At 45.1% G+C, this 16,703-nt stretch carries 12 protein-coding genes and 1 pseudogene; 10 read left to right on the top strand and 3 right to left on the bottom strand.

The features are described from left to right. Positions 1–64 precede the first annotated feature (64 nt). The 3 genes and pseudogenes from RH96_RS07695 (at position 65) to RH96_RS07685 (ending at position 2,448) form a co-directional block, all read left to right on the top strand. Positions 65–1,351 (top strand): aspartate kinase, encoded by a 1,287-nt coding sequence (locus tag RH96_RS07695; RefSeq protein ID WP_010199426.1) that lies wholly within the window; start codon positions 65–67, stop codon positions 1,349–1,351. 360 nt (positions 1,352–1,711) lie between these two features. Then, positions 1,712–1,879 (top strand): annotated as a pseudogene (gene csrA, locus RH96_RS07690) (carbon storage regulator CsrA); the annotation flags it as partial. A 194-nt stretch (positions 1,880–2,073) separates the two neighbouring features. After that, positions 2,074–2,448, top strand: a complete 375-nt coding sequence (locus tag RH96_RS07685; RefSeq protein WP_010199421.1) for a HopJ type III effector protein — start codon at positions 2,074–2,076, stop codon at positions 2,446–2,448. Between the two features lie 109 nt (positions 2,449–2,557). On the opposite strand, the gene RH96_RS07680 is transcribed toward RH96_RS07685, so the two are convergent. Both RH96_RS07680 and RH96_RS07675 read right to left on the bottom strand, forming a co-directional pair. Beyond that, positions 2,558–2,869 (bottom strand): YeaC family protein, encoded by a 312-nt coding sequence (locus tag RH96_RS07680; protein WP_010199419.1) that lies wholly within the window; start codon positions 2,867–2,869, stop codon positions 2,558–2,560. 38 nt (positions 2,870–2,907) lie between these two features. After that, entirely contained in the window at positions 2,908–3,912 is a 1,005-nt protein-coding gene (locus RH96_RS07675; RefSeq protein ID WP_010199415.1) for an NAD(+) kinase, read from the bottom strand. A 298-nt stretch (positions 3,913–4,210) separates the two neighbouring features. Between RH96_RS07675 and RH96_RS07670 the strand changes: the two genes are divergently transcribed. Next, positions 4,211–4,933 carry a Bax inhibitor-1/YccA family membrane protein gene (locus tag RH96_RS07670; RefSeq protein ID WP_010199412.1) on the top strand — a complete coding sequence of 241 codons (723 nt, stop codon included), beginning with the start codon at positions 4,211–4,213 and terminating at the stop codon, positions 4,931–4,933. Positions 4,934–5,347: 414 nt separating this feature from the next. Here RH96_RS07670 and RH96_RS07665 read toward each other — a convergent pair whose 3' ends face one another. After that, positions 5,348–8,182 (bottom strand): heavy metal translocating P-type ATPase, encoded by a 2,835-nt coding sequence (locus RH96_RS07665; RefSeq protein WP_010199410.1) that lies wholly within the window; start codon positions 8,180–8,182, stop codon positions 5,348–5,350. 404 nt (positions 8,183–8,586) lie between these two features. Here RH96_RS07665 and mrcB point away from each other — a divergent pair, with 404 nt between their 5' ends. The 6 genes from mrcB to purH all read left to right on the top strand — a co-directional run bounded on the left by mrcB (position 8,587) and on the right by purH (position 16,690). Beyond that, a complete protein-coding gene (gene mrcB, locus RH96_RS07660) occupies positions 8,587–11,055 on the top strand; it encodes a penicillin-binding protein 1B (RefSeq protein ID WP_010199408.1) in 2,469 nt (822 codons plus the stop codon). A 33-nt stretch (positions 11,056–11,088) separates the two neighbouring features. Beyond that, a complete protein-coding gene (locus RH96_RS07655) occupies positions 11,089–11,934 on the top strand; it encodes a tetratricopeptide repeat protein (RefSeq protein ID WP_010199394.1) in 846 nt (281 codons plus the stop codon). Positions 11,935–12,132: 198 nt separating this feature from the next. Then, on the top strand, positions 12,133–13,059 hold the full coding sequence (gene prmA / locus RH96_RS07650) for a 50S ribosomal protein L11 methyltransferase (protein ID WP_010199392.1): 927 nt from the start codon (positions 12,133–12,135) through the stop codon (positions 13,057–13,059). Between the two features lie 197 nt (positions 13,060–13,256). Continuing rightward, positions 13,257–14,405, top strand: a complete 1,149-nt coding sequence (locus RH96_RS07645) for a DUF3426 domain-containing protein (RefSeq protein WP_010199390.1) — start codon at positions 13,257–13,259, stop codon at positions 14,403–14,405. 306 nt (positions 14,406–14,711) lie between these two features. Then, positions 14,712–14,957 (top strand): helix-turn-helix domain-containing protein, encoded by a 246-nt coding sequence (locus tag RH96_RS07640; protein WP_026037218.1) that lies wholly within the window; start codon positions 14,712–14,714, stop codon positions 14,955–14,957. A 152-nt stretch (positions 14,958–15,109) separates the two neighbouring features. Next, positions 15,110–16,690, top strand: coding sequence for a bifunctional phosphoribosylaminoimidazolecarboxamide formyltransferase/IMP cyclohydrolase (purH, locus tag RH96_RS07635; protein ID WP_010199387.1), 1,581 nt, complete (start codon positions 15,110–15,112; stop codon positions 16,688–16,690). Positions 16,691–16,703: the final 13 nt, after the last annotated feature.

The raw sequence follows: 16,703 nt of genomic DNA, 5'->3' as shown, positions 1-16,703 counted from the left end.
GAGTATCATGTTGACTCTTATCGATGATAATAAAAGGTCATTATTGAATAATAGGTAGATTTTTATGGCGTTAATAGTACAGAAGTATGGCGGCACCTCGATGGGCAGTATCGACCGCATCAAAAACGTCGCGAAACGAGTCAAACGCTGGCATGACAATGGTCATCAAGTGGTTGTCGTGGTCTCTGCCATGAGCGGTGAAACCAACCGTTTGATTGATCTGGCCCGCCAGATTAGCTCTCAGCCTGACCCTCGTGAATACGATCAAATGGTCTCAACGGGTGAGCAGGTGTCTATCTCACTGCTGGCCATGGCGATTAAAGAGCTTGGTATTGGCGCCCGTTCAATGACTGGTCGTCAAGTCGCAATTAAAACAGACAATGCTCACAATAAAGCCCGTATCGAAAGTATCGACGACAAAAACATACGCGAGCAGCTGGATGCTGGCAATATCGTTATTGTGGCAGGCTTTCAAGGTATCGATGACGAAGGCAATGCAACCACACTCGGGCGCGGCGGCTCCGATACGACAGGCGTTGCGATTGCAGCGGCTTTGGGTGCTGATGAGTGTCAGATTTATACCGACGTCGATGGCGTCTATACCACTGATCCACGCGTTACCTCAAAAGCCAAAAAGCTTGAAAAAATCACCTTTGAAGAAATGCTTGAGATGGCAAGTCTTGGCTCTAAAATTCTACAGATTCGTTCGGTAGAATTCGCTGGTAAGTACGGCGTGCCACTGCGTGTACTCTCTAGCTTTGATGAAAACACCGACGGCAGCTTTGACCAAGAGTTTCAAGATAACGTGGGCACCCTAATTACGATAGACGAAGGAGACAATATGGAACAGGCAATCATCTCAGGTATCGCGTTCAATAGAGACGAAGCAAAAATTCTAGTACGCGGCGTGCCTGACCACCCTGGCATCGCTTCTGCTATTTTAAGCCCAATTGGTCGTGCCAATATCGAAATCGATATGATCGTCCAAAACCTTTCGGATAATGGTACCACCGACTTTACCTTCACGGTTAATCGCACTGATTTGGACAAGACGCTAAAAGTGCTTAATGAAGAAGTCAAAAATGAGATTGGTGCAAAAGAGATATCAGGTAACAGCGAAGTTGTTAAAGTCTCATTGGTTGGCGTTGGCATGCGCTCACACGCAGGTGTTGCCAGCCTAATGTTCCAAACCTTAGCCGAAAACAACATTAATATTCAAATGATATCGACCAGCGAAATCAAAGTGTCTGTGCTGATTCAAGACCAACACTTGGAAAAAGCCGTTAAGTCATTACACACCGCATTTGGTCTTGATCGTGAAGACGGTGAAAGCAAAATCGCTGGACTATAAATGCTATAACGAGCATGTGCCAGAGTTAATAGTTATCAATTAAAAGGCTATTGATTACTTTTAGTAAAATTTAATTAAATAGGGTCTTATTAGATCCTATTTTTATTTTTTATTATTGCTCTGGTTCGTATATAGCTAATAGTTTTGTGAAAACCCGTGACAGTATCTGTTATGCCCCCTATAATGGGGCTTTCATTTGGGCTAAATGAATCTACCTATCATTACCGCTATTCGCCTAACTTTAGACATAGTAGCTTGTAAGTTAAATACAAGAGATGTCTAGTGCGATGGTAATGTCCTGCAATTGAGATGTAATCTGATGAGTAATAATCTGTTGATGCGACATAAGGAGTGTGACGCATGTTAATTTTGACACGCCGCGTGGGCGAAACGTTAATGATTGGCGACGAGGTCAGTGTGACTGTCTTGGGCGTTAAAGGCAATCAGGTGCGTATCGGTGTTAATGCACCAAAAGACATTGCCGTACACCGCGAAGAAATTTATCAACGTATTCAGCATGAGCGTTCTGTACAGTCGCAAATGCAGCATCTTGAGCAAGGCAGTTTTGCGCCTTCATTTGATGACGAAGACTATTTCAATCGCTAAGCTATAACAGTTAACGCTTAATCAATAACTATTATTGAATATATATAAGCATTATATTTTTATAAGCAGTGTACACAAATACTGTATTTTTTAATCTGCTCTGAGGTCATTTATTTATGAGTATCCGCCAATCAGATGTATCGGCTCTACTTAATGGTTTGAATAAAAAAGCCATTGGATTCAATGATGTCATCAGTTTTATTGATGATTTTTATCGCTATGCGCCTGCTCCTTTCGTTAATGGTATGGTGCATAATGCAGCGGGTGAAAATGAAGGCAGTGCGAAGATTTTTGGTTTTGCTAAGCACCATGGTCTGAATCAGTTGGACACGCTAAAGCTATTCGGCGAGCACTATGCCAAGGTCCAAGCGACGCCTAATGGTACTGACCACGCCAATATTCGCAATTTTTTACATTGGGGTTGGCAAGGGTTTTTGATGCAAAAAAATCCATTGACCGTTCGCCCTAGTGTTGATACCACTGCACTTTAATTATTTTTAAGCATGCAAAAAGCCACGCTATTATATAGCGTGGCTTTTTTATTGAGCGACTACTGCTGTGATTAGCGATACTCTTGCTTATTTATCATTATCACAAAACTTATTTATCAAGAAATTTAACCGGCTGGATAGCACCTTTAGGATTGGGCATATTGGGATAATGATGCTCATGCTCCACATCACATTCAGCACCGACGATGGAGCCATTATCTTTTACGGGTTTATGAATATAACCGGTACGCTCGGCAGCAGGTAGATGCTCATGTTCCCAAACCATCACTGCTTGCATACAGGTGTCGCGCTGCTCAGCCGTTAATTTTCGACCATCCGGCCATTTGCCAAGCTCAATAGCCATACGAAATTTATCGACCATGTCAGGCGTTAGTGTTGCTAATATTGTTTGCTTGTCCATCTTACTCTCCGCTACTATTTTTTATACGACAACTGCTTTTATTCATCATCCATAATATCATCATCGATATCAAGACTGAATTCTTCGGCATGGACATTCCAGTGTAATTTGGTACGGCAGGCTTCATAAAAATCAAACCCTGGTGGATGCAGTAGCGTCAGCTTATCAGGGTGCTTACGAATATAAAGCCGCTGCTCTTGATCGAGCGGTATGCTGGGTTTACCATCTGCACTGACCATCGGTTGCGTGCGATTGTCCTCATGGATACGAATACAAACTTCGCTATTACCACTGACCACAATTGGACGGCTAGATAAGGTATGCGGATGCATGGGCACTAAACATATCGCATCCATACTCGGATGGATAATAGGCCCACCACCAGAGAGTGCATAGGCTGTCGAGCCAGTAGGCGTCGCAACAATCAAGCCATCGCTGTGTTGCCTATAGACATCATGACCATCAATTTTCAGTTGAAAATCAATCATATGTACCGACTTACCCGCATGCAATACGATGTCATTGAGCGCCATATCTTCATGGATAATGTTGCGCCCTTCTCGTATCTCCATCGTCAGTAGAAACCGATGATCCAACTGATAATCGCCCATCAATACTTGACGCAATTTAAAAGCAGCTTCGTCAGGTTTGACATCGGCCAAAAATCCAAGACGACCACGGTTGACACCCAACACAGGTACGCGATAACGTGCCAGTGCTTCAGCAGCATGCAATATGGAACCATCACCACCAACGACGATGACCAAATCACAAATCTCGCCAATCAAGCTACGCTTAACGATTTTGACTTTTTCGATCTCAGTGAGATCCAAGGTTGGTAGATGGGCAGTTTGCATGTCCATTATCAAGGTGAGATTCATCTCATTGATCGTTTGGGCAATCTGCACCAGACTTTGGGTGACGCTGCGCTTGCCTGCGCGCCCCATTAGCCCAATACGCCGAAACGCAGGGTTTTTGATGGCGTGGAACAGCTCTGATTCATGTAAGTGTGGCAATCTTTCGGACTGCGCGGAGTTTTCCATAAAACGACTCGGAATAACGGTAAAGTACAGAGTAATGATAGCGATAAATGAGCGCTTAAACTAGCATGTTTTATCAATTATCGTTGTTAACTGTCGTAATCGACCCCATATATCTACCATTGCACGCCCCTTCATAGCGTGTTTACAGCGCTACTGAGCATCATTGGCTATCAAACACAAATAAGTCATACTATGGCTGCGTCAGGCCTCGACAGCCGTCACGCAAACACAGTTGACAATAACCGAGCTTTTGCTAAAGTAGCAGTAATTTATATCATTTTTAATTAAGGACATATGTATGGCCAATCCTATTGTCAGTCGCGCAGAGCTTGCGATCGGCGGTCAGCCGATGACCGTCAAAGGTGTCATCCAAAAGACCAGCTTGTTGCTTGGTTTATCTGCTATCACTGGTATCGGCTTTTTCTTTTATGCGCTGATGGCAGGTCTATCACAAAGTTTTATTACCATGGCGGCCTTCGGTAGTATGTTTGCCGCTTTTGGTCTCGCGATCTTTATCACTTTTAAACCGCAAAAGGCCAAAACCTTTGCCGTCCCTTATGCACTCTTAGAAGGTATCTTCTTAGGCGGCATCTCGCTGTTCTTTATGAGAATGTATCCAAGCGTGCCAGTGACTGCAATGTGTGCAACCTTCGTGACAGCAGCCGTTATGCTAGGGCTATATCGCTCTGGTCTCGTTAAGGTAACGCAGAAATTCCGCTCTATCGTCACCTCAGCGCTTATTGCCATCATGCTCGTTTATGTTGCGCAGTGGGTACTTTCTTTAGCGTTCGGTTCGAGCTTACCTTTCTTATTTGAAGGTGGCGTTATCGCTATTGGCTTCAGTTTGTTCGTGATTGTTATCGCTTCTTTTACGCTATTACTTGATTTTGATAACATTGATCGCGGCGTAGCAGCTGGTATTTCTGAAGACTACGAATGGTTATTTAGTATCGGTATTCTTGCGACGCTAGTATGGATGTATATCGAATTCATGCGTCTGCTCAGCTACCTACAAGACTAATGTAAAACCTATGTAATAATAATGACACGTAAAATAAAAAACCGTCTTTTGCTAAAGGCGGTTTTTTTATGGGTGGAACTAGGGTCTGTTAAACATTCAAATGTGGAACTGGCAGTGGCTATTTTTTAGACAATACGCAGTGAAATTTTTGACGCCTAGTCGTTCTAGGTTAGACAATTTCGCCATGTATTGGCAAAAAATAGCCCTGCCCTGAAAGGCTGATGCTAAAACCACCCCAAACGTTGTTGTAAACCTAGCTAAGGTCTCGACATTATCGTCGGTTTACGCCTAGTTTGAGCTGATTTTAGTGATCAGCAGTCCTAATATTTGAATGTTCAACAGACCCTAAAGTAAATACTATTTATAGAATGCTAAGCAAGTGTGAGGCAACCCATCATCTTTTTAGGATTAATACTAAGCGCGTTTTAGACGCAGCGCATTTAATACCACGAATAACGAGCTCAATGACATTCCAATGGCGGCAAGCCAAGGCGGGACATAACCGAACGCGGCAGGCAATAATACGATACTGTTATAAGCCAATGCCCAGCGGAAGTTTTGTTTGATGATACGTTCCGTTTTATCCGCGATACGCTTGGCAGCTGTAATGGCTTCTATTTGTCCATTTAGAATGATACTGTCACTCGACACCTGCGCCAAATCTGCCGCGCCAGCAATCGAACTCGACACATCTGCTGCTGCCAACACGGGCGCATCATTAATGCCATCACCAACCATCAGCACGACTGACCCTTGCGCTTGCAGCTGCTGGATATGATTGACCTTATCCGTTGGTGACAGACCGTTATATGCCGACTGCATGCCCAAACTCTCCGCCATGACCAGCGCCTGCGGACTGGGATCGCCCGTCAGCATCACAGACTCAATCCCTAAGTCTTTGAGCGTATCCAGCATTGAGCGGGCGTTATCACGCACTTTATCGCTAAAGTAAAAACACGCCAGCGCTTGCCATCCACTTGAGAAGGTTGTTTGACAAGACAACACAACCGCTGAGCTGGCACGATGGCTCAATAAATCAATCGTTAAATCATTGTCTACATTTGCACCAGTGGCGCTTTTATCCAAAGCAAATTCCATATGACCAATACGATATAGAACGCCATCAATTATGGCTTCTACCCCGCCTGCTGGATAATGCTGCAAGGCTTGAGTGGGTGGCAAATGTAATTGATAAGCGGCAGTCAGTAGCGCATGAGCAATCGGATGACGACTGCCTACTTCTAAGGCCGCAGCTATGCCTAAAAAACGGTCTTTTTGCAAAGGCAACGCGCTTGAGTCAGCGTTTTCATTTTGGCTGACCGGTTTTATTAGCTCAATGTTCAGTAAGTTTGGCTTGCCATAAGTCAATGTCCCTGTCTTATCAAAGGCAACATGAGTAATCTCTGCTAAAGTTTGCAGCGTATGACCACGCGTGGTCAAAAATCCATAGCTGGCCAATCGATTGGTAGAGACAGTCAAAGCAATTGGTGTGGCTAGTGACAGCGCGCAAGGACAAGTAGCAACCAATACCGCGACCGTTGCCCAAATAGCTTGGCTTGGATCGACAAAATACCAACCGATAAATACCAATGCTGACAACACTAAAATCCGCGCCACAAACCAACGAGCCAGCTTATCCGCTTGCTGTGCCAGTTTGGGCTTTTCACTCATGGCACGGTTCATCAGCCGATCAATCAGCCCAATCTGACTGTCTTCTGGCAGTGCCGTGACCAGCATCTCAAACGGCTGACTGTCGTTTTGCGCCCCGCCGACGATATAGTCGCCTTGAGACTTGATGATTAAATCACCTTCACCCGTCAGCAAACTTTGGGAGACGGTCGCAGTTGGACTAAGCAAAATACCATCGCTTATAATCTCAGACCCAGCCTCAACCATGATGATGTCACCCACTTGTAAGCTTTGGGCGGTCACCATCTGTTTTTGTTCTGCGCCATACACTAGCTTTAATAAACCTGGCTTTGATAGGTCTGGTTGATGGCTAGTTTGTTGCCAGTCTTGAGCTATACGATTGGTTATTTGATGGACATTGGCGTCCATACTCTGCATAAAATTGGGCGTGTACTTTATCGGAGCACTTGCCACAGCGCTGATTGGACTTTTAACACCTGTCTCATGAACTGCCTGATTAATAGCACTCGTATCTACTTTATTCAAAGCATTTTGCTGTAACTGCTGCAAAATGAGCGCAGCGTCTCCTTTGTTTTCAGCAATTTTCTGTACTAAAACTGGTTCCACCACTACTAGGTCATTGGCCATCGTCGCCGCTTTTAGACGGGCATTATGCTCGATATAACGCCCTGCCAATAAGAAGAAAATAAACATGCTGACCGAATCATAATAAGTCTGACCGTGTCCAGTAATGGTGGCGTACAAACTGGCGAAAAAAGTGACAATCAAGGCGATACTGACCGGTACATCCATATTGACTTGGCGCGCGCGAACTGCCGACCATGCAGACGTAAAGAACGGTATGCCCGCATAAAAGAACACGGGAATACTGACGAATAACGACACCCAACGCAAAAAATCGCGCTGTAATATCAACATCCCACTATATTCACCAAAATATAGTGCGACCGCATACATCATCGCTTGCATCGCGCCAAGAGCAGCAATTCCTAGACGTAGCAGCATCTTGTTATTGTGCTTAGCCAGCATTGCTTCATGGGTGTCTTGACGGTAAGGCTTGGCTTCGTAGCCAATTTCATTGATAACGGCTAGAATACGGCTGATAGGCAGCTTACTCTCGTCCCAAATGACGCGCATACGCTGATTGGTCAAATTGACCTGACACTTACTGATGCCATCAATCTCATAAAGACGCGATTCGATGAGCCACGTACAGGCAGCACAGCGTAAGTTATTAACGGACAATTCCGCCACCGACAGACCATCTTGAGCATAAACGAACTGTGACTTTATCTCATCGTGATCATAGGCTTCGAGCCGCGTCAGCCGGGTGGGCAAACTTGCCGTACGGTTGATTTCCGAGCGATCGAGATAATATTGCTCAAGCCCAGCTTCAACGATGCTTTGGGACGCCAACTGACAACCCATGCAGCACATCTCACGGGATTTACCCAATATATCGGCATAAAATGGCGGCTGCGGCACTGGATCACCGCAGTGAAAACAATGACCAGCAAGGGGCAGCACCAACCCTTCTGTGATAGAGTTGTCTTCATAATGATGGCTGGAGATTGGCATTGGTGAGGGGGCACTAGACATAATCGCGCTTACTTCCTTTAGACAGGTTTGCTCGAACCCAATTCGCTTTGAGTAAACTTGCTATCATCAAACGTACTTACTTTTACTTAAAACAGCTATTTTAAATAGGTTCGGCACTGCTAGCACAGAGGGAGAATCAACCGCTAATTCATACAAAAAACATCGTTAGAATAATAGTAAATTGTTATCTTATATGGCATCCACAGAGCAAATTAAAAGCGCGCTGTGTTTTCGTATAAACATAGCCGTCAACAGATCGATTATACTATAAGCCAGTGCTGTGAGTAGTATAACCCCTCACAGTGTAATCCCAATGAATGCCTGCGTTGATGATGATAGATTGAAAAATTTGTCAATTTGCGTCATTATGAGGCAGTTTTTTATCCCTAAATGGTGCATCATCCGTGCAAAAATATAATTCTAAGCTACCAAACGCCAAGCTCTCTACGCCTTCTGTCAGCACGCTACCCTCTCAGCAGCGCGGCTTGGTGTTTAGTAGTATTTTATTAATTGTCATTATTGCTGGCATGGTGCTACTGGCGCTGTATTTGATCAAGCTTGATCGCACCATTACCCACAAGTTCGAAGGTAAGCGTTGGGATATTCCTGCCAAGGTATACTCGCAGCCACTTGAGCTCTATCAAGGTGCCAATGTCGATAACAGCACGATTAAGACATGGCTTGAGCTGCTCAATTATCAAAGCAATAAGGCGTATGATCGCACTGGTACTTATCGTAAGTCCGGCAATACTTATTTTATCCATACCCGCGGTTTTACCTATAGCTCTAGCGATATAGACACTGAGCAAGTCATAAAAATGACGATTGCCGGTAATAAAATTGAGTCGATTCAAAGCACTTTACCAGCTAAGAGCGGCATTATTCGCCTTGAGCCAGTTAGTATCGGTGGCATTTACCCAGACAGCAATGAAGATCGTATGGTCGTCTCTTTAGATGAGGTGCCACAGCCATTGATCGATGCGTTAATAGCCACGGAAGATCGCGGCTTTTATGAGCATAAAGGGGTGTCGATACGCGGTATCGCTCGTGCGGTCATCAATAACTTCTCTGGTGGCTCTAGACAAGGTGGTTCAACCATCACCCAGCAGCTGATTAAAAACTTCTATCTGAATTCAGATCGCACCCTAAAACGCAAAGCCAATGAAGCCTTAATGGCTGTGCTACTTGAGCTCCATTATAGCAAAGATGAAATTCTGCAAACGTATCTGAACGAAATTTACTTAGGACAAAACGGCAACCGCTCTATCAATGGTTTTGGTTTGGCAGCACAGTTTTATTTTAACCAACCCTTGAACGAGCTGCGTTTAGATCAGCAAGCCTTGCTCGTCGGTATGGCAAAAGGCCCAAGTGTCTATAATCCACGTCGCCATCCAAACGATTCAAAAGCACGTCGTAACATTGTTCTTAGCAACATGCTAGAGATGGGTACGCTCAGTCAAGCAGACTATGATAAAGCCATAGATAGGTCGCTGGGTATCGTTGATAAGCCTGTCGAAGGCAAAAGTCAGTTTCCTGATTTTCTCGATATCGTCAAACGTGAATTGAATACCGTCTATTATTCTGATGACCTGAAAAACGAAGGTCTGACGATTATTAGTACGCTCGATCCTATTGCCCAACTAGCTGCTGATAAAGCAGTCGATAAAAAACTGGGCGAGCTACGTCGTAGCAGCAGCAAAACCAAAGACTTACAAGGGGCCTTGGTCAGTGCGAATCCAGAGACTGGTGAGCTGGTCTCCGTAGTCGGTAGCGGCAGTGAGTTTACTGGCTTTAACCGTGCTGTCGACGCCAAACGTCAAGTCGGTTCTTTGTTAAAGCCAATCATTTATATGACAGCGCTCGAAAGTGGTCGCTATAATTTGGCGAGTTCCGTCGATGATTCACCGATTACGGTCAATCTAAATGACGGTACGAAATGGAATCCAAGAAACTATGACAATCGCGATCATGGTTATGTCCCCTTTACCACCGCTCTGTCTCAGTCTTATAACCAAGCAGCGGTACGCTTAGGCATGGAATTTGGAATCAATACTTTTGCCAAGCAGTTACAGCGTATGGGTATTAAAGAGAAAATATCGCCCTATCCTTCTGCTTTGCTAGGTTCTGTCAATCTTAGCCCCATGGATATGCTTGGTATCTATCAAGTATTTGCTACGGGTGGCTTTCGGACACCCATTCACAGCATTCGTAGTGTCATTGATGATCGCGGCCGTATTTTACAGCGTACAGGGCTTAATACGCAGCGTAGCATTCCACCTGAGACCAACTTTTTGACCAATTACGCGCTACAGCAAGTGGTTGCCAGCGGAACGGCTAAACGAGCACAATCACTTGGTAGTAACCTAAATCTCGCGGGTAAAACAGGCACCACAAACGATTACCGCGATGCTTGGTTTGCTGGTTACAGTGGTAACTATGTCAGCGTGGTTTGGGTCGGTCGTGATGATAACAAACCAATTGGTCTGAGCGGCGGTACGGGTGCATTACCAGTATGGGTTGACTATATGAGTCGCTTAAAGTTGACACCGGTATCGCTACCTGAGCCGGAAGGTATTGAATGGTTATGGCTTGAAAACAATTCTGGCAAGCTGTCGAATGAGCGCTGTGCTAATGCACGCTATCTACCAGTGATGTCTGCACATCTACCAGAAGAAGCCAGCAGTTGCGCCATCGGGTTGTATCAACAAGATAGCGCTCGAGAACAGAGTGAGCAAGGCGCTATCAATCAGCAACGCCGCCGCGAAGGCTTAGACATTCCAAATGGCGAAGCCGTTGATACTGACAACCAAAATGATAGTGATGCGCAGAACGGTGCTGACACTTGGTACGACCGTGCGGTTGAATGGTTCTAAAATTGTTGTCAAAACTTAAAAGAGGGTTCTAACATGGTGTCATCTATACAGCAGAGCGTATCCGTCAAGCAATACTTTATGCGCGCGGCTAAAAAAACCACGCTAGTGAACTCTGTCCTTGCTGTCAGTGCGCTCGTCAGCATGATGAGCTTGAGCGCCTGTCAGACGGTGCCTAATGCGACGAACACAACGCCTGTTCAAACGGTGCCAGCAACGCAAGATCCAAAAGCACCCTCATCGGTTACCACCATAACGCCTGCGACTCAAGCACCAATCATTGATAGCAGGGGCTACGACAATGATAACGAAAACAACTATCCTGTCGACCCTTATACGCCGTCCGAATCATCTTCAGCGACAAACCCATTGACGCAGCAGACCCCAGTATTTACAGAACCTAATACACCGCCTAGTCCCGTATTTACAACGCCCGACGCCGCGATTATTACGCCTTCTCCTGATGACTATATAATATCCGAACCCTCAGTGCCGTCACATAATGAACTGTTGGAGCGCGCGCGCCAAAATTCGCAGCAACGAAGTCAGCAAGTGGCCACTAATAACAGTGATTTGCCAGCATTTCGTAATCTCATGCAAACGGGAATCGGTCAGTTAAAATCAGGAAAATTGACCAGTGCTGAGAGTAGCTTTACCCGTGCCCAGCGACTTGCACCAAAATCCTCGGCAGTATACTTTTATTTGGCACAAGTTGCCCTTAAAAAAAACCAGCCGCGCAAGGCAGAAGCGATGGCGCGCCGTGGTCTTGCCGTCTCGCAAAATGCCAATCGTAGACGGGCACTCTGGCAAGTCATTTTGCAATCAGGACAAGCTCAAGGCAATTCACGTGTAGTCAGCGAAGCAAAACGAGCATTGCGTTAATTAGTTAGCATCTAAACGAGCAGAACTGCATTCGCAAGCGTTAAAAATTCATGGCTGTTAAACACTTATAAAAGTTAAAAGAGCAAAGCAAGGCATGCAAACTGTTAACTTTAAGTAGGCTGCTCATTCACTATTTACTCCAAGCTGGGATTTATCAAGAACACCCATTCATTTTTACTCTAGATTAAGGTTATCGTTATGGCATGGCAACAACTGCACTTACAATGTGAAAAAGCAAACGTCGATCTCGCCGAGGCATTGTTACTAGAAGCAGGTGCATTATCAATCGCCTTAGACGACGCAGGGGATCAACCTCTATTTGAACCATTACCTGGCGAATCACCCTTGTGGGATGAGGTCATTCTGACAGGATTGTTCGATGCCACAACAGACATTGGTAGTCGTCATGCGGTTGAACAGTTAAGTCACGAAATTGGCGCACAGGTACACGCCAGTCGCATTTGGCTAAGTGCGGTAGATGATAAAGACTGGGAACGCGAATGGATGAGCAATTACCATCCTATACCATGTGCCAACAATTTATGGATTGTGCCTAACTGGATAACGCCGCCTAATCCTGAGGCGACCAATATCATTATGGACCCTGGTTTGGCTTTTGGTACTGGTTATCATGCCACCACTCGCCTCTGTCTCGACTGGTTAACAGAGCAAGATCTGACCGATAAAATCGTGATTGATTATGGTTGCGGCTCGGGTATTTTGGGCATTGGGGCGTTGTTGTTGGGGGCACGTCACGTTTATGCTGTCGATATCGACCCACAAGCTGTGCTGGCGACCAACCAAAATGCCGTACGCAATCATGTCGATGATCGCTTGCAAGCATTTTTGCCAGAGGAGTTTACTGATTACTGGAAACAAAACGACGTTAAACCTGTAGAAGTGATGGTCGCCAATATTTTAGCCAAGCCACTGATTGGGTTAGCACCTTATTTTGTCACCTTAATGGCACCAAAAAGTCGTATCGTGTTAGCCGGCTTAATCGAGTCACAAACTGAAGAAGTGACTGCTGCTTATCAGCCTTACTTTGCGCTCGATCCGAAGCACGCTTTTACAGCGCAAGAAGACCAACATTGGCAGCGTTTGTCTGGTACATTTACAGGCTAGCAACATGTAATTACATCTGTTACGATAGAGAGGCAGTCAAATGTTATGTGTTTGACGCCACTCTGTCCTTATCTATCACTCATATATGTATCAAACATTTAACGATGAGTGTTTACTGTAGAAGCCTGAGCGTTGCAGGCAACTATTGGTGAGTGGCTACGCGGTATTGATAACCATACTTTTTTGGATTCGACCCTATGACCACGCCAATAAAAACTCAGTGCCCTCATTGCCAAGCTTGCTTCAAGTTAAAACAAACGCAGTTAAATAAAGTGAATGCAGCTGTCTGCTGCGATCAGTGTCAGCAGAGTTTTTTGGTCAATAGACACCTTATCGTCACCACCGATACGCCGCCAAATCCTACAGATAGCACGACAACCAATCCTAATAATACAAGCAATGCCAAACCATCCAGTAACAAGCAATCTTCAACAGTATTCTCTAATACTTTAATTCATGACGGCTTAATTTATGACGATATGGATATTGAAGAGTCGGATGAAAACAATTTGGAGTATGACTCGTTAGCCAGTATGGATGCTTGGCTAAGCAAAACAGATAGCAACAGTCATACCACCTCGATAACCAGTAAGCAGCACAATAATCTTGATAAAAGTGACGAATCAGCAGCTCAGGTTGCGCTTAGTTCAGCCGAAGCTAATAATATTCATGCAAATATTGATGATACGACTGACAACGCATGGCTCGAAGATTTGCTCAAAGAGCAAAACAAAAATGATAATACCGTCCAAGAGGATACGGACTTATCACAGCTATTGCTCAGCATGGGTGTGCCCTTTAAAGACGAAGACCGCACGCATGCTGAGCGGGTCAAAAAAATGGAGGCACAAGCAAAATTCACTCCGACACCAGCGCGACGTTCGATTGCCTCGTTATTGTGGACATTAGGCTGCTTGGTCTTGGTGCTACTGCTTTTCGCCCAGTACATTATTTTTAATTTGGAAACCTTGGTAAAAAATCCTGCTCATGCGGAACGATTACAAACCCTCTGTACGATCGCTGCTTGCAGCCTACCTAGTGCCGACTTGGCTGCCTTGACAGTCACTGAACTCAGTCACAAACCCAGCCAAATTAAAACAACGGGTACTTTTAGTGAATTAAGTGCGACGCTAAACAACCAAAGCGTACAAGCACAGCTCTACCCTAGTGTTAAGGTCAGCGTTTACGGTGCAAATGCCCTCCTCGGAGAGTTCATTGCAGCGCCAGATGATTATCTATTGAGCACCCAAAGCCAAATAGCCGCTGACAGTCGCAGACAGTTACTGTTTACGATACCCATTGCCAATGCTCAAATTCGTGAAGTCAGTGTCAGTCCCGTTTATTAAGCAAGACTTTAATAAATAGGACTTCATAAGATGATTTTAGATTAAATGATCTTAGTGATGACATTAGTTTCATGGTATCACCACTAAGATAACGTCTAATCTGTCAGTGCTAGCCGATATTAATTTGTTATAATATTCCTCTAACCCCTATAGTTTGACTCTTTCTAATCCCAAGGACATTATCTTATGGCACCTCATGCACAGCATAATGCCAATCGGTTTGCCCAAAGCTCTGAGCATCTTGCCGATTATAATGACGACAACTATCAGCATTCAATTAACAATTTAGAGCCTTCAGATAACCGTATGAGCCATATCCAGACTCATGAACCTTTACGTGTGAATGTAGAACGCGTGGTACGTCAGTATTTTTTGATGTTGGGTGATGAGATACCTACCGACTTGTATGAGCTCATCCTAAAACAAATCGAAGAGCCGCTACTGTCCGTCGTTCTTGAACAAACGCGAGGCAATCAGACCAAATGCGCGCAAATTTTAGGTCTCAATCGTGGTACGTTACGCAAAAAACTCAAAACTTATAACTTGATGTAGCCTCACCTATATGAGCTTATCGATCGTCATTAACCCTCATTATGTATGGCAGTGTATCGTTCATGACTTTATCCATAGTGATAACGTCTACAGCGAATGCCATTATCACCTTGCCAGACGTTTACGTCAGGCTTTTTTTATGGAAAGTTCTTATGAGTACAGCCCCACTTGCCCTACTGTCGGTCTCCGATAAGTCTAACATCGTTGAATTTGCTCAAGGCCTCATTAAAGCAGGTTTTGCTCTGCTATCGACTGGCGGCACTTATCGACTACTGACAGAGCATAACGTTGCGGTGACCGAAGTATCAGATTACACCGGTTTTCCTGAAATGATGGATGGCCGTGTTAAGACGCTGCATCCTAAAATTCATGGCGGTATTCTAGGGCGCCGTGGCACTGATGATGCAGTGATGAATGCGCATCAAATTGAGCGTATTGATCTAGTCGTGGTAAACCTTTACCCATTCGCAGAAACCATCGCTCGTGCTGATGTAACGATGAACGATGCGATCGAAAATATTGATATCGGTGGTCCTACAATGGTACGCTCTGCTGCCAAAAACCATGCTCACGTTGGTATTATTACTGACCCAGTGGATTATGATCGCGTGCTTACTGCTTTGGGCGATGGTACAGAACTGACCACTACTTTACGCTATGATTTGGCAGTTAAAGCCTTTGAGCATACTGCACAATACGATGGTATGATTGCCAACTTTTTAGGTAGCCGAGTCAATGAGACTCAAGAGTCAGAGAACTTTTCACGTACCTTTAACGTGCAGCTAGAAAAAGCCCAAGACCTGCGCTATGGCGAAAACCCACATCAAAACGCGGCCTTTTATACCGAAAACCATCCACTAAAAAGTCAGCAAGCCTCTATTGCCACGGCAAAGCAATTACAAGGTAAAGCACTGTCTTATAACAACATCGCTGATACTGATGCGGCGCTTGAGTGCGTAAAAGCGTTCAGCGCCTCTGCCTGTGTCATCGTTAAGCACGCCAATCCTTGCGGTGTCGCGGTCGATACCGACCAAGTAGCGGCTTATAACACTGCTTTTAGCACGGATCCTGAATCTTCTTTTGGTGGCATCATTGCCTTTAACCGCCCATTGACCGTTGCTGCTGCAAAAGCGATTATCGATAATCAGTTTGTAGAAGTGATTATTGCACCTAGTATCGAAGATGGTGTGCTTGAGGCGACTGCTGCTAAGAAAAACGTGCGTGTATTGGTATGTGGCGAGCTACCAACGCCTGAGCAGCGCGAAAGCCAGCTCGACTATAAGCGTGTTAACGGTGGGCTGCTCGTACAAGAGCAAGATCTGGGTTTGATTACTGCCAACGACCTAAGAATCGTCACGGACGTGCAACCAACTGAAGCGCAGATTGCTGATTTACTGTTCAGCTGGAACGTCGCAAAATACGTCAAATCTAATGCCATCGTTTATGCTAAAGGTCAGCGCACTATTGGTGTTGGCGCTGGTCAAATGAGCCGCGTCAACTCAGCACGTATTGCCGCTATAAAAGCTGAACATGCTGGCTTGGCCACAGAAGGGGCTGTTATGGCCTCAGATGCCTTCTTCCCGTTCCGTGATGGCATTGATAATGCTGCTGAAGTAGGTATCTCAGCGATTATTCAACCGGGCGGCTCTATGCGTGATGACGAAACCATTGCTGCGGCGAATGAGCATGGTATCGCAATGGTATTTACAGGTATGCGCCATTTCCGCCATTAAACTGTGTCTTATC

Source organism: Psychrobacter sp. PAMC 21119 (genome assembly GCF_000247495.1).
Lineage (GTDB): Bacteria > Pseudomonadota > Gammaproteobacteria > Pseudomonadales > Moraxellaceae > Psychrobacter > Psychrobacter glaciei.
Note: the sequence above shows the minus strand (reverse complement) of the source record. Positions and strands in the feature narration are given on the sequence as shown.